The sequence below is a fragment of the Kitasatospora sp. NBC_01287 genome, from assembly GCF_026340565.1.
Taxonomy (GTDB): domain Bacteria; phylum Actinomycetota; class Actinomycetes; order Streptomycetales; family Streptomycetaceae; genus Kitasatospora.
On the sequence record NZ_JAPEPB010000001.1, the window covers coordinates 6,442,674 to 6,455,944 of the forward strand.

The 13,271-nt window shown below is 73.2% G+C and carries 11 protein-coding genes and 1 tRNA gene; 7 read left to right on the forward strand and 5 right to left on the reverse strand.

The features are described from left to right. Nucleotides 1-330: 330 nt before the first annotated feature. From OG455_RS28080 to OG455_RS28090, 3 genes are all read left to right on the forward strand, one after another. Nucleotides 331-1,602, forward strand: coding sequence for an HpcH/HpaI aldolase/citrate lyase family protein (locus OG455_RS28080; protein ID WP_266298380.1), 1,272 nt, complete (start codon nt 331-333; stop codon nt 1,600-1,602). Between the two features lie 86 nt (nt 1,603-1,688). Continuing rightward, nucleotides 1,689-4,265, forward strand: coding sequence for a phosphoribosyltransferase (locus OG455_RS28085; protein ID WP_266298382.1), 2,577 nt, complete (start codon nt 1,689-1,691; stop codon nt 4,263-4,265). Beyond that, entirely contained in the window at nt 4,262-5,098 is an 837-nt protein-coding gene (locus OG455_RS28090; RefSeq protein WP_266298384.1) for an HAD family hydrolase, read from the forward strand. The genes OG455_RS28085 and OG455_RS28090 overlap by 4 nt, the downstream gene beginning before the upstream one ends. Before the next feature lie 127 nt (nt 5,099-5,225). Here OG455_RS28090 and OG455_RS28095 read toward each other — a convergent pair whose 3' ends face one another. Continuing rightward, nucleotides 5,226-5,450, reverse strand: coding sequence for a zinc ribbon domain-containing protein (locus tag OG455_RS28095; protein WP_266298386.1), 225 nt, complete (start codon nt 5,448-5,450; stop codon nt 5,226-5,228). Between the two features lie 82 nt (nt 5,451-5,532). Continuing rightward, on the reverse strand, nt 5,533-6,891 hold the full coding sequence (locus tag OG455_RS28100; protein ID WP_323185587.1) for a hypothetical protein: 1,359 nt from the start codon (nt 6,889-6,891) through the stop codon (nt 5,533-5,535). 155 nt (nt 6,892-7,046) lie between these two features. On the opposite strand from OG455_RS28100, the gene OG455_RS28105 reads away from it, so the two are divergent. Then, nucleotides 7,047-7,121: transfer RNA gene (locus tag OG455_RS28105), tRNA-Val, on the forward strand. A 393-nt stretch (nt 7,122-7,514) separates the two neighbouring features. On the opposite strand, the gene OG455_RS28110 is transcribed toward OG455_RS28105, so the two are convergent. Further along, the gene (locus tag OG455_RS28110; protein WP_266298388.1) at nt 7,515-7,811 is read right to left on the reverse strand and encodes a hypothetical protein; all 297 of its coding nucleotides are present in this window, start codon (nt 7,809-7,811) and stop codon (nt 7,515-7,517) included. 603 nt (nt 7,812-8,414) lie between these two features. On the opposite strand from OG455_RS28110, the gene OG455_RS28115 reads away from it, so the two are divergent. The 3 genes from OG455_RS28115 to OG455_RS28125 are packed head-to-tail and all read left to right on the forward strand — an operon-like array spanning nt 8,415 to nt 10,976. Further along, nucleotides 8,415-9,011 carry an O-methyltransferase gene (locus tag OG455_RS28115; protein WP_266298390.1) on the forward strand — a complete coding sequence of 199 codons (597 nt, stop codon included), beginning with the start codon at nt 8,415-8,417 and terminating at the stop codon, nt 9,009-9,011. Next, nucleotides 9,008-9,865, forward strand: a complete 858-nt coding sequence (locus OG455_RS28120; RefSeq protein WP_266298392.1) for a hypothetical protein — start codon at nt 9,008-9,010, stop codon at nt 9,863-9,865. The genes OG455_RS28115 and OG455_RS28120 overlap by 4 nt, the downstream gene beginning before the upstream one ends. Continuing rightward, complete coding sequence (locus tag OG455_RS28125; protein WP_266298394.1) at nt 9,858-10,976, forward strand: LLM class flavin-dependent oxidoreductase; 1,119 nt, start codon at nt 9,858-9,860, stop codon at nt 10,974-10,976. Before OG455_RS28120 ends, OG455_RS28125 begins: the two co-directional genes overlap by 8 nt. A gap of 15 nt (nt 10,977-10,991) precedes the next feature. Here the strand turns inward: OG455_RS28125 and OG455_RS28130 are convergent, their stop codons facing one another. Further along, nucleotides 10,992-11,723, reverse strand: coding sequence for an SDR family NAD(P)-dependent oxidoreductase (locus tag OG455_RS28130; RefSeq protein WP_266298396.1), 732 nt, complete (start codon nt 11,721-11,723; stop codon nt 10,992-10,994). After that, nucleotides 11,720-13,216: a hypothetical protein gene (locus tag OG455_RS28135; RefSeq protein ID WP_266298398.1), complete on the reverse strand. Its 1,497-nt coding sequence runs from the start codon at nt 13,214-13,216 to the stop codon at nt 11,720-11,722. The genes OG455_RS28130 and OG455_RS28135 overlap by 4 nt, the downstream gene beginning before the upstream one ends. Nucleotides 13,217-13,271 lie beyond the last annotated feature (55 nt).

Sequence of the window (13,271 nt, forward strand, 5' to 3'; positions counted from 1 at the left end):
GCCATCCTGCCTGCTGGCCCCGGCCGCGGACAACGCGGGTGCACAGGGTAGTCGTGCCGGAGCGGCCGCGAGTGGCTGCGTGAGCGCCTGGCTGAAAGATTGCGTCGTTCCGCAAGTAATTCGTGGGCTGAAATGTTCAGCGAATTCCATGTTTCCGATCACCGTCCACTGCCCGGACGGACCGTACGATGGGCGGCCGAGGTGGGGCGAGCTGTGGTTTCCGGGGGATCCGGGCCATATCCGGCCGGTCGGGAAATCCGCCGGCCCGGTCGTGCGGATCGGTCTGCCCTGCTCGGCCCGACCCCGTTCCGACCTCCCTGGGAGTGCGTTTTGCGCCAGTTCGGCCACCTCGGCGCGGACCTCCGCCGCCGGCTCTTCCTCGTCGAGCCGGTGCCGTTCGACCGGCACGGCCCGGCCGCGCCGCTGGCCGCCGCGCTGGGCGGCACCCTCTACCTGCCGGCTGTGCGTCCCACCCTGGCGGCCGACGTCCGCAAGCAGGCGGCCCGGGGGGTGGTCTCGATGGTGCTCTGCCTGGAGGACGCGATAGCCGACCGGGAGGTGGCGGCAGGGGAGGCGAATCTGGTCGCCGGGCTGCGCGAGCTGGCGGCGGCGACCGGGCTTGGGGCGACCGGGCTTGGGGTGAGCGGGCTTGGGGTAGCCGGGGCCGGGGTGGTCGGGGCCGGGGTGGTCGGGGTCGGGGCGGCCGAGCTGCCGCTGCTCTTCGTCCGGGTCCGGGCGCCGGAGCAGATCGGCGAGCTGATCGGACGCCTGGGTGACGCGGCCCGGCTGCTCAGCGGCTTCGTCCTGCCCAAGTTCACCGAGGAGCGCGGCGCGGCCTACCTGGAGGCGTTGGCGGTGGCCGAAGCCGCCTGCGGTCAGCGGCTGTTCGGGATGCCGGTGCTGGAGTCCCCCGAACTGGCGCAGCTGGAGCACCGTCGCGAGCAACTGCTCGGCACCGCGCGGCTGCTGGCCAAGTTCCGGGACCGGGTGCTCGCCGTCCGGCTCGGTGTCACCGACCTCTGCTCGGCCTACGGGCTGCGCCGGGCACCGGAGTTGACGGCGTACGACCTGGCCCTGGTCGCCGGGGTGATCGGCGATGTGGTCAATGTGCTCGGGCGGGCCGACGGCACCGGGTTCACGCTGACCGGGCCGGTGTGGGAGTACTTCCCGGGTGGGGCTGGTGGGGCGGGTGGGGCCGGCGGTGGCGACGGCAGTGGTGAGGGCAGCGGAGGCGCCGAACTGGCCGGGCTGGTGCGCGAGATCGACCTCGACCGGGCCAACGGACTGCTGGGCAAGACCTGCGTCCACCCGAGCCAGGTGCCGGTGGTGCACGCGCGCTCGGTCGTCTCGCACGAGGAGTACCGCGATGCCCAGGACGTGCTGGGTGTCGAGCCTGGTGGTCGCCTCGACGGGGGAGCGGCTTCCGGGGGCGGGGGCGGGGGCGTGTCGGGCTCGGCCTACCGCAACAAGATGAACGAGGCCAAGCCGCACCGGGCCTGGGCGCAGCGGGTGCTGCTGCGCGCCGAGGCGTTCGGGGTGGCGCGGCCGGAGATCGGCTTCGCGGAGCTCATCGCGGCCGGGGAGCAGGAGGGGCGGGGATGACGGGCGCGGGGACGATGGGCACGGCGACGATGGGCGCGGGCGCGGCGGTTGCGGGAACGATGGTTGCGGGAACGATGGGTGCGGGGATGACGGGCACGGGGGCGGTGGGCACGGGCGTGATGAGTACGGAGGCGGTGTGGAGCGGCAGTTGGGTCGAGCAGCGGCTCGGGATCGGTCTGGACGGTGACGCCGAGCTGCCCGAGCTGCTCGGGCTCGCCGTCAGGGAGAACCCGAAGCGGGCGCAGCTGCTGGTCTCGCAGGTGCTCGGCAAGCACGTGCCGCAGCGGCCCGCCGTGGTCTATGGCGCCGGCCGGCGGCTCGGCGCGGCGGTGCGCGCCCGGCTGGAGCCGCTGGCCGGGGAACCGGTGACGGTGCTCGGCTACGCGGAGACCGCGACCGGACTCGGGCAGTGCGTGGCGGACGAGTTGGGCGCCGTCTACCTGCACTCGACCCGGCGGCCGGTGGCCGGCCTCGCGCCGGTGGCCGGCTTCGAGGAGGAGCACTCGCACGCCACCTCGCACCTGCTGCTGCCGACGGATCCCGAACTGCTCACCGGGGATGGGCCGCTGATCCTGGTGGACGACGAACTCTCCACCGGGAGAACCGTGTTGAACACCATCGCGGCGCTGCACCGGCACCGGCCGCGGCGACGGTACGGGGTGGCGTCCCTGGTCGACCTGCGCGACGAGGCGGACCGGGAGCGGCTGGCGGCCTTCGCGGCCGAGCTGGGGGTCGAGATCGAGGTGGTGGCGCTGGCCAGCGGGCGGGTGCGACTGCCGAGCGGGGTGGCGGAGCGGGCGCAGCGACTGGTGGCGGAGCTGCGGGGCGCGCGGGGCGGTGCCGGCTCCGGTGCTGGCGCCGGCGGGGACGCGGGTGTGGTTGCCGGCGGGGACGCGGGTGTGGCTGCGGGTGCCGGCGCGGTTGCCGGTGAGCTGGTGCGGGTGTCGCTGCCGTGGCCGCTCGGGGTGCCGGAGGGCGGGCGGCACGGGTTCACCCCCGCGCAGCGGGTGAGACTGGAGGCCTCGCTGCCCGGGCTGGGCAGGCTGTTGGCCGAGCAGCTGACCGGCGCCGAGCACCGGGTGCTGGTGCTCGGCTGCGAGGAGCTGATCTACGCGCCGCTGCGGCTGGCCGAGGCCCTGCAGGACGCGGTGGAGTCGGCCCGGATCCTCTTCTCCACCACCACCCGCTCCCCGGTGCTGGCGGTGGACGACCCCGGCTACGCGATCCGGACCAGGCTGGCCTTCCCCGCCCACGGCGCGCCCGGGGAGGACGGCGGCGTGCGCTTCGCCTACAACGTCGCCCCCGGGCGGGAGGCGGCGCGGCGGTTCGAGGCGATCGTGCTGGTGGTGGACGCGGCCGCCGATACGCCCGAACTGCACCTGGCCGACGGGCTGCTGGCCCGGCTGCGCGCGGTGACCGACCGGGTGGTGCTCGCGGTCCTGCCCGAGCACCGGCCGCCGGCCGCTCGACCGCTGCGCGGCCCCGAGTTCTCCTCCTATCCGGCGGACGAGGTGGGCTGGCTGCTCACCGACCTGTCGGAGGTGGCCTTGGAGGCCCCCACCGAGGAGCGCGAGGAAGCCGTGCAGTCGGGCGGCGCGCACTACGCGGAGTCGCTGCCGGTCGAGTACCAGCCGAGCCCCGAGTACCAGGAGCTCTTCCACCAGGCACTGCGCGGTTCGGCGCGCCGGATCGCGCTGGCGGTCGGCATCGTGGCCGAGACGCTGCTGCGCGAGCGGGGGGAGGGCCTGGTCCTCGCCTCCCTCGCCCGGGCCGGCACCCCGGTCGGAGTGCTGATCCGCCGCTGGCTGGCCGCCGCCCATCGGATCGAGGCGCCGCACTACGCCGTTTCGATCATCCGTGGCCGAGGCATCGACCCGGTGGCCCTGCGCTACCTGGCCGACCGTCACGACCCGGCCCGGATCGTCTTCGTGGACGGTTGGACCGGCAAGGGTGCGATCGCCCGCGAGCTGGCCACCGCGCTCGCCGGCACCCCGTTCGACCCGGAACTCGCGGTGCTCGCCGACCCCGGCCGGTGCGTGCGGACCTTCGGGACCAGGGAGGACTTCCTGATCCCGTCCGCCTGCCTCAACTCCACGGTCTCCGGTCTGATCTCGCGCACCGTGCTGCGGTCCGACCTGATCGGGCCTGACGACTTCCACGGGGCCAAGTACTACCGGGAGTTGGCCGGGGCGGATGTCTCGGTCGCGTTCCTGGACATCATCGCCGCGCACTTCCCGGAAGTCAGCGCGGAGGTCGCCGCGCGGATCCCGGTACCGGGGGTGGTCCCGGTCCCGGGCCCGGCCTCCGTCCCGGGGGCGGCCGGTCCCGGGACGGAGGCCGGGCCCGGTCCCGGGGCGGTCGACCGTGAGCCGACCTGGGCGGGTTGGGCCGCCGTGGAGCGGATCAGCGAGGAGTACGGCATCGGGGACGTCAACCTGGTCAAGCCCGGGGTCGGCGAGACCACCCGGGTGCTGCTGCGCCGGGTCCCGTGGCGGGTGCTGGCCCGGCGCGGAGTCGGGGCGGACCTGGACCACATCCGGCTGCTGGCCGCACAGCGCGGAGTGCCGGTCGAGGAGGTGGACGAACTGCCGTACTCCTGCGTCGGACTGATCCACCCGCGGTTCAACCGGGGCGCCACCGGCGCCTCCGGGAGGGCGGTGTGACGAACCGTCAGAGCTGGCTGGTGGCAAGCGACCTGGACCGGACGCTGATCTACTCCCGGCGCTCCGCCGAACTGCCGCCCGACTCCCCGGCGTCTCTTCGGCTGGTCGAGCGGGACACGGCGGGGGAGCCGCTGTCCTATCTCACCGAGCGGGCCGCCCTGCTGCTCGCCGAGCTGGCGGACCGGGCGGTCTTCGTCCCGGTGACCACCCGGACCGTGGCCCAGTACCGCCGGGTGCGGCTGCCGGGCGCGGCCGGCTCCCCGGCGTACGCGATCTGCGCGAACGGCGGCCGGCTGCTGGTCGCGGGCGAGCCCGACCGGGACTGGGACGCGGTGGTGGCGGACCGCCTGGCCGCGAGCGGTGCGCCGCTGGCCGAGGTGGTGGACCGGCTGGCCGGCAGCGCCGACCCGGCCTGGACACTGAAGCGCCGGGTCGCCGAGGAGCTCTTCGCCTACCTGGTGGTCGACCGCGCGCTGCTGCCGCGGGGCTGGCTGGCCGAGCTGACCGCCTGGTGCGCCGAGCGGGGCTGGGGCGTCTCGCTGCAGGGGCGCAAGGTGTACGCCGTGCCGACCGCGCTGACCAAGAGCGCGGCGGTGGCGGAGGTGGTCCGCCGCGTGGGCGCGGGGGGCGGGGACGGGAGCGGGGTCGGGGTGCTGGCCGCCGGGGACTCGCTGCTCGACGCCGACCTGCTGCTCGCCGCGGACCTGGCCTGGCGCCCCGGGCACGGCGAACTCGCCGATCAGGGCTGGACGGCGCCGCACGTCACGGCGCTGGCTCGGCGCGGCGCACTCGCGGGCGAGGAGATCGTGGCGGCCTTCCTCGCCCGCGTATGACGTGCGGCGCGGAACCTCCGGCCGGACCGGGCGCCGGCGGGGCACCGACAGGGCACCGAGCGGGCGCCGACCGGGCACCGACCGGGACCCGGGCCGGCCGCGTCAACAACCCTGCGGGTCGATACGGCTAGCCGCAGCAGCCGCCACCGCAGCAGCCGCCACCGCCACCGCCGGCGGGCGGCTGCGGGGCGGAACCGCCGGCGCCGGCGCCGGTGACGGCGACCGTGGAGAGCAGCTTGGTCGTGTCGGTGTGCCCCTGCGGGCACATGGCCGGGTCGTTGGCCTGGGCCATGGCGCGGCGCAGTTCGAAGGTCGCACCGCAGGAGCGGCAGCGGAAGTCGTAGCGTGGCATGCCCGCAGCGTACCCGCCGCGGGCCTGGTCATCCCGTGATCCGCGGCCGCGCCGAGGCCGTCGGTGCGTGCCGGCCCGGGGCTCAGTGCCGCCCGTGGTCCGTCCGGATCAGTTCCACCACTTCGGTGGCCGTGTGGCGCACGCCGTCCAGCTCGGTCAGGAAGTGCCAGAAGTCAGGGTGCCGCCCGGCCTCGGTCAGCGCCGCCACCGCCCGGTCCAGCCGTGCCACCGCCGCGTCCAGCGGTCCGGCGTGGCGCGGGTCCGGTGCCTGGCGTCCGGCCATCGCCAGCCGCTGGGCGTCACGCAGCGCGAACCGGGCGCGCTGGACCTCGGCCTGCGGATCACGCTCCACCTCGGTCAGCCGCCGCAGCCGGTCGGCCACGGCCGCCACCGAGCCGTCGGCCGTCTCCAGCATCGCCCGGACCGTGCCGATCGCGGCCGTGGCGTCCGCCCAGCGCTGCTCGTCCCGGGCCCGGCCCGCCTCGGCCAGCTTGGCCTCCGCGGCCCGGCCCGCCTCGACGACCTGCTGCGGAACCCGCTGCAGGTCCTGCCAGCAGGCCGCCGAGAAGCGCCGACGCAGTTCACTGAGGGCCGGCTCGACCGTCCCCGCCCTGGTCTCCAGCGCCTGGACCCGGGTGCGCAGGCTGGCCACCCTGCGGTCGATCTCGCGGGCCCGCTCCGGCAACTGCTCGGCGTCGGCCCTGATCCCGTCCGCCCGGCGCACCACGTCGTCGGCCCGCTGCAGCGTCTGCGCCACGCCGTGCTTGCTGACGCCTTCGTTCAGCCTGGTCAGCTCCGGCCCCAACTCGGCCAGCCGCGCCGCCAGATCGTCCGCCCGCAGACCCGCCCCCCGCACCGCGTCCAGCGCGCCGCTGGCCGCCAACAGGGCCCGCTTGGCCTGCTCGACGGCCGGGGTCACCCGGATCAGCTGCTCCTCCGCGCGCTGCAGCAGCGGCTGCAGCCGGCCCAGGAAGTTCGCCAGCTCGGTCTGCTTGGCCGCCAGCTCACGCTGGGCCTGCTCCAGCCGCTGCCTGGCCTGCGCGATCGCCCCGGGGGGCAGCTCGGCGGCCTCCAGGTCGACCGAGTCCAGCGCGTCCAGATAGGCGACGGTCACCTGGTTGATCCGGGCTCGCAGATCCTGGTGGTCGGCCAGCGCCTGACGCACCGCGGCCCCCTCCTCGGCGGCCCGCACCGTCTCGACGGCCAGCTCCAGCTCCCGCTGCGCGGAGTCCAGCTCGTAGAAGGCCTCCTGCGCCGCGTCCCGCGCGGCCACCGCCGCCGCCCGCTGCGCGTCGTCCCCGCGCCGCCACCGCGACCGCCCGCCGCCGCCCCGACCGCCGCCACCGGCGAACGATCCGGCCACCGCCGTCGCCAGCACCCCGGCCACGACCACCGGCATCAGCACCAGCCCCGCGTACCCCCGCGTGCTACCCGCCCTCACTGCGCGCTCCCTGCTCCGCCGACCCGACCCCCCATTGTCCCCGATCACCCCGGCCCACACCGCCGCACCCCCACACCCTGCGCGGCGCCGCGCCCAGGACCAGGTACTCTTACTCTTCACCACATGACCCCCTCCCGCAGGCGGGCATGCGGCGGGGGCGCGTAGCTCAGTGGTAGAGCGCTGCTCTTACAAAGCAGATGTCGGCGGTTCGAAACCGTCCGCGCCCACCAGTTGACCAGCGAGAATCCCGCATCGGCCCAGCTCAGGAGCAGTTTTCTGAGTTGGGCCGATCCTTTTTCCCGACCGCTCTACAGTTCGGCTCGGGCTGTCTGCAGTCCTGCTACGCAAGATCCACTCCTGAATTCCCCCTGAACGATCACGGTGTTCTCACTGGTCAGGCGCCGTCGATCGGTGGCCCGAAGCAGAACTGGCCCCTGCCGCGGAGGGGAACAGGGCCGCCAAGGTCAGGCGTGAGCGTCACGGGCGTGGGCCTTGGCGGCCCCTGGAGAGCCTGGGGGCGGTGAAGCTGCCCGATCGGGGAGGGGGCCACTCCGCTCGGCGGGGAGATGTGCCGGCTGTGCGAACCGTGTACCTGTTCCGATCCGCCGGCAACGGCGTAGGGCTCAGGACGGGGGGTTGATCAGCGTCGCCACGGCAGAGAGCAGGAGGACCAGCCCGGCTCCCAGCGCCAGGCTCCCGTAGAGCGCCGTGTGCTGCTGCAGGAGCGAGACGATACCGCGGGGTTGGTAGCCCAGGTCCCCGGTGTGCAGCTGCCCTCGCTCGGTAAGGCTCTGCTGTCTGGCGTTGTGCCTGTCGCGCAGGCCGCGCACGTTCAGCAGGAGCCCGGCGCCGTATCCGGAGACCAGCAGGCTCACGAGGCTCATGATGACCAGCCCCACAGTACGTTCGATAGTGGACATGGCGGGAGATTGTGTCATGGTGCCCGTGCCTTGTCGCCCTCGTCCGAGCGGCCTGGGGGCGTAGCCGCCGTTGCCGTTGCCGTGCCAGGTCGGGTAGGGGGCGTCCGCCAGTGCGCCAGACCCGAACAAGGCCGCAGTGGCGGTGCGTTGGTCGGCGAGAGGTACGGCGACCTGCCGGCAAACGTGCTGGTGCTCCTCGCGGGGCAGGCGTGGCTGGATCCGCGGTGCTGGGTGACTGGCTCGAGCTGGTCGCCGACCTCCCGCCGGACGTGTTCACGCAGAGTGAGGTGAGTCAGCTTCTCGCTGCCAAGGGCGTTGCGGACGAGCGCGTCATCGAGGGCTGGTGCGGGTGGTTTCTGACGCCGCGACAGAGGTCCGGTCGTCCAGGAACGAATTTCGGACGATTCGATCCGGTCAAGCGATCTTGTGGCTAGACTGAAGGTCGCGGACCTGGACCGTGAGTCCAACTGCCCTGGAAAAACAGGACGTTCAGGTTCATGAGATGCGGTCAGGACAGGAGAGGGACATTGCTCCAGCGAGCCATACCCGTGCTGCGGACTTCGGGCACGAATTCCGGCCGTCGCCCTGTGGGACGGTGACGCTGTGTCCACTCAGGGGACGGCCGATTACGCCGGTCAGGCCCAACTGCCCGAGTTGGTGACGAAGGCCGTGGATCTCGCGCGGCGGGTCGGCTTCACCAAGTCCTGTCGGCCGGAGCAGGGTCGGTTGTTGTTCGCCCTGGCCGCGGGCGCCCGCGAGAGCATCGGGGAGACGGGTACCGGGTGCGGGGTGGGCCTGGCGTGGATGATCGCCGGACGACGCCCGGGTGTACGGGTGGTCAGCGTGGAGCGCGATCCCCAGCGTGCCCGGTGGGCAGCCGAGTTGTTCGCCGATGTGCCCGACGTCGAGATCGTCCACGGCGACTGGACCCGGGTGTACGAGCACGGCCCCTTCGACCTGCTCGTGGTCGACGGTGGAGGCAACGGGAAGCAGACCGCCGCCGCGGATCCGGAGCGGCTGCTGACGCCCGCGGGCTCCATCGTCATCGACGACTTCACCCCGCTCAGCCAGTGGCCTCCGCTGTACGGCGGGCAGCCGGACACCGCCCGGCTCTCCTGGCTGAACCACCCGGCGCTGCTCGCCACCGAAGTGCGGCTCGCGGCAGACCTGTCGGCCGTGATCGGGACCCGTCGGCCGTGAACCACTCCATCCAGAGCCCTGACTTCGCCGCGGAGAGCCGGTTCCTGATCGAACGCCTGCTCGCCGGTGCGGACCCGGTGGGGTCCGGCGGGATGTACGACCCCTCGGTCAGCCGGCCCGTCGAGGCGGCGTCGGGCCCCTCGCCCGAACGGGCCGCGCGGGACGTGGTGGCGGCGATCGGCTTCGAGCTGTCCGAGGGGCCGGTACTCAGCCCGCAGGGCGAATCGGGCGGCATGTTCTCGCGTCGGCTGGCGCACATCCGTATCGATCTGTCGGTCACCCTCGACGGCGACCATCCGGCGGCCGTCATCGCCCACGAGGCCTCCCACTGCGTCGATCCGGGCGCGTACGACTTCGACCACCCGTGGGAGAAGACACCGGACCAGGTCCGGAACGCGGTGCTCGCGCAGCTGGTGGCCGGCCTGAGCAGTCACGGTTTCGTGCGCGCGATCCTCGGCGCCGACCCGGGGCCGGGCCAGCTCGCGCTCGCCCGGCACATGGTGGAAGTCCTGCGCTCATCGCCCGCACTGGGCACCTTCGACGCGGCCGACGCGGCCCGCGTGGGCAGCCGGGTCGCCGACGTCGTGCGGACGCTGGACGAGGCCAGGACCGCGCCCTCGTGGCGGCGACGCCCCGACCGGCAGGTGGCGGTGGACCGCGGGCGGGGTGTCATGTGGCTCGCCGTCGGCCCCGCCGCCGCCCCGCGGGCGTCACTCGCGTCACCCCCGTCACGGCCGGCGACGCGGGCCCTGGCGCTGAGCCGCGAGGCGCAGGCACGTTTCCGCGACGACCCCCGCTTCACCGACGACCTGGACAGGTCCCGGCCCGTACCCGGAGATGAGCACGATGACTGACCCGTTCCCGCCGGCCCCGCTCCGTCTCTTCAACTTCCTGGTGCCGGGGCCCGACGTGGCCCAGGTCGGCACGTGGCCCCCCGAGGGCGACCTGCCGACCGTGCACCACATGGTGCGCACCGCGCGGGAAGCCGAGGCGGCCGGGTTCCACGGCATGCTCGTGCCCACGGCGTACGGCAACTACGTCGACAACTGGGTCGCCGCGACCATGGTGCTGGCCCGCACCGCGCGCATCGGGATGCTCGTGGCGATCCGGCCGAACCAGCTGCATCCGGCCCAGTTCGCCAAGGTGAGCGCCTCGATGGCCGAGCTGACCGGCGGCCGGCTCTCGGTGAACGTGGTCCTGGGCGGCTACGACGCGGAGGACGCCATCCTGGGCATGGTGGAGTCCGCCGAGCAGCGGCTGCTCCGGGCGCGGGAGTGGCTCACCGTCGCCACCCAGGCGTGGGAGGGTTCGGGCCTGGGGCAGAACTACTCGTTCTCGGGCAAGGTCTACGACGTGGCCGGACTGCGCATCTACCCGCCGGTCGAGCGTCGGCCGGAGATCTTCCTGTCCGGGATGTCCGACGACGCGCTGCGGGTGAGTGGCATGTTCGCCGACACCCACGTGCTGTGGGCCGACACTCCGGAGCGCACCGCGGAGACCATCGCCCGGGTGAGGGAGCTGACCTCGCTGGACGGCCGCCAGGTGCGGATCGCGCTGCGCCTGCATGTCATCGTGCGGGAGACCGAGGAAGAGGCATGGCGCGCAGCTGAGTTCACCGCGGCCCGGATCGATCCGCAGGTGGCGCGAACCCGGATCGAGGAGACCGCCGGCGGCAGCGCACCGGGTCGCGGCCGGCAGAGCAGGCTCGCCGAGGGCAGTGACCGGATCGGCCGACACCTGTGGACGGGGACGGGCTCCGCGAGGTTCGGCGCCTCCGTGTCGGTCGTCGGGGACGCGGCTCAGGTCACCGGGCAGCTGATGGAGTATCGGCGGCTCGGGGTCGACGACCTGATCGTCTCCGGCTATCCGAAGGACGTGGAGGCCCGCAGGTTCGGCCAACTGGTCACACGTCAACTCGCGGACGCGGACCTGGAGTTCCGGCGCGGTGCGGCAGCCTCCGGCTGAGCGTCCCCGGCGCCGTCACCACGGCAGCACGGTGCCGGGCGGCGTGAGGAAGACGCCGGAGGCGTCGGGAGCGCCGGCCAGCATGGTCAGCAGTTCGTCGGCGGCCTGGGCGGCGGTCCGGTCGGCGTCCCCGGGCGCGATGGAGGTGCTCATCAGGCCGGGGTGCACGGCCAGCACGCGCATCCTCGGCGCGAACTCCTGGTGCAGGCAGGCCGTCAGCATGTTCTGGGCGGCCTTGGCTATCCGGTAGGAGTAGGACACCGGGACGTTCGGGATGCCGCCGCCGGCCACGATGTCCAGTGATCCGTGGCGCGAGGAGATGTTCGCGACAACGGGTCGTTCACCGCGCTCCAGCCAGGGAACGGCGGCGCGCACCACCCGCAGCGCCCCGACGCAGTGCACGTCCAGGCTGGCCAGGACGTCCGAGGCCTGGACCGTGGCCAGTTCGGGCCCGATCCGCACGACGCCGGCGGCATTGACGAGCAGGTCCAAGGAGGACCAGCCCGTCGAGCCGAGCGCCTCGGCCACCCGGTGCCCGCAGTTCTCGGACGTGACATCGGCCTCGACCACGTGCAGGGCGGCCAAGGGCGCACCGTCGCGGCCGGGCCGCGCCCGCACGGACTCCGCGCGGCGTGCCAGGGCGAGGACCTCGCAGCCCGAGAGCCGTAGCCGCCGCACCAGCGCCGACCCGTAGCCGCCCGCCGCGCCGGTCACCAGCGCGGTCCGCGGGCGCCAGGGCGCGGTCACCGCGAACCGCCGGAGGTGTCGACGTCCGCGCCGTCGACCGTCAGCCAGCCCGTCCGCTTCGCGTTGAGGTCGATCGATGTGGACCGTCCGGGGCCTGCCACCAGCATGTTCCAGTAGGTGCTCGCGGCGAGCTTGACGGGCAGCTCGTGGCTGGCGAGGCCGGCCCGGCCGGAGTCGGCGTTCAGGAAGTCGTTGAACAACTCGCTGCGGGCGGCCTCGTTGTGGCCCAGGTACCCGCTGTCCGGGGCACTGCCGCGGGCCAGCGCTTCGCCGACTTCGAGCCTGTCGAAGGGCTTGCCGCCGACGACGGCGGAGTTGCGGAAGAAGTACACGTCGAAGTGGTCGTAGTGGCCGAGGCCCGCGTCCGAGTCGGCGTGCTTGCCCGACTCGTAGGACTGGTAGGAGTGCACCTGGATGTTGAGCAGGTGACCCACCTGGATCGTCATCCGCTCGTGCCTGACCCGGCCGTTCGACTTGTAGGTGTCCGCGGGCAGCTCCATCCAGGCGCGGCGGGAGAAGGAGGTCTGGAGCAGGTTCATGGACACCGTGGTCATGGCCGCCTCGCCACGCCGGAACTGGCCCAGCAGGTGCAGGTCGGTCTCGCCGAACCGGCTCAACTGCCGCAGTGCGTCCGGGTCGAAGCGCGTCAGCGACGCGCCCTGCTCGCCGAAGAACCTGCGGTACTGGTCGGGCCCCACCTGCCGCAGGAAGTCGGCCGGGGTGTGGGAACGGGTGCTGAACTCGAAACGATCGGGCGCGGTGGCCCGCAGCGAGTCGTTGACGCCGAGCAGCCAGGTCATCAGGTCGAAGAAGTGGTAGCCGGAGTGCATGAGCTTGCCGTAGCCGTACTTGTACGAGTGGTTCTCGCGGCTGAAGAACTCGTCCGGCATGTTCCACATGCCGTCCGCGTGGTACAGGTCGAGGTAGGTGACCGGCACGCCGTACGCGCCCAGGAACTCCCTGAGGTAGCTGTGGATCAGCTCGTATCCGAGATGCGCGCGGCGCTGGGTCTGCACCAGGCACCGGGCCCCGGTCCGCTCGGAGGCGTCGAGGAGGTCGTAGAAGTCGTCGACCAGGCCAAGGGAGCCGGATGCGGGGTCATCGACCAGCGAGCGAGCGGTGACCGGTTTGTCGAGCAGGACATGTACGGCGTTTTCGAGCGCCCACAGACTGTAGACGCGGTGGGCTCGCGGTTCGGTCGCGACGATCATCCCCCACAGTCCGTCCCGCCGCGCTTCCTCCAGCGCCTGTAAAGCCGTCTGCGGCAATGACTCGCTGTCGCGTTCCGCCGTGGGGACGTAGACGATCCGGGTGGGCTGCACGGAATGTGTCGCCAAGTACGATTCGACGGTCTGCCGTTGGTCTTCGAGTTCGATGAGCAGCGGTATGTCGACCTCGCCCGCCGCAGCCGCTCTGGCGAGCATCGGGTAGTAGATTCGCCGCGCGTGCGGGCCCAGCCCGACAAGGGAGACGGATTTCCGTCCTCGAACCATGTGCGAAGCCTCCTCGTCGCGGTACAGGAGGGCCCGATCCGCACGATCGGTTCGC

Bases quoted from the DNA above. Each gene is read 5' to 3' on its own strand.
- OG455_RS28110 (WP_266298388.1), bottom strand. From the start codon at position 7,811: ATGTCCACTATCGAACGTACTGTGGGGCTGGTCATCATGAGCCTCGTG.
- OG455_RS28095 (WP_266298386.1), bottom strand. From the start codon at position 5,450: ATGCCACGCTACGACTTCCGCTGCCGCTCCTGCGGTGCGACCTTCGAA.
- OG455_RS28135 (WP_266298398.1), bottom strand. From the start codon at position 13,216: ATGGTTCGAGGACGGAAATCCGTCTCCCTTGTCGGGCTGGGCCCGCAC.
- OG455_RS28125 (WP_266298394.1), top strand. From the start codon at position 9,858: ATGACTGACCCGTTCCCGCCGGCCCCGCTCCGTCTCTTCAACTTCCTG.
- OG455_RS28085 (WP_266298382.1), top strand. From the start codon at position 1,689: ATGACGGGCACGGGGGCGGTGGGCACGGGCGTGATGAGTACGGAGGCG.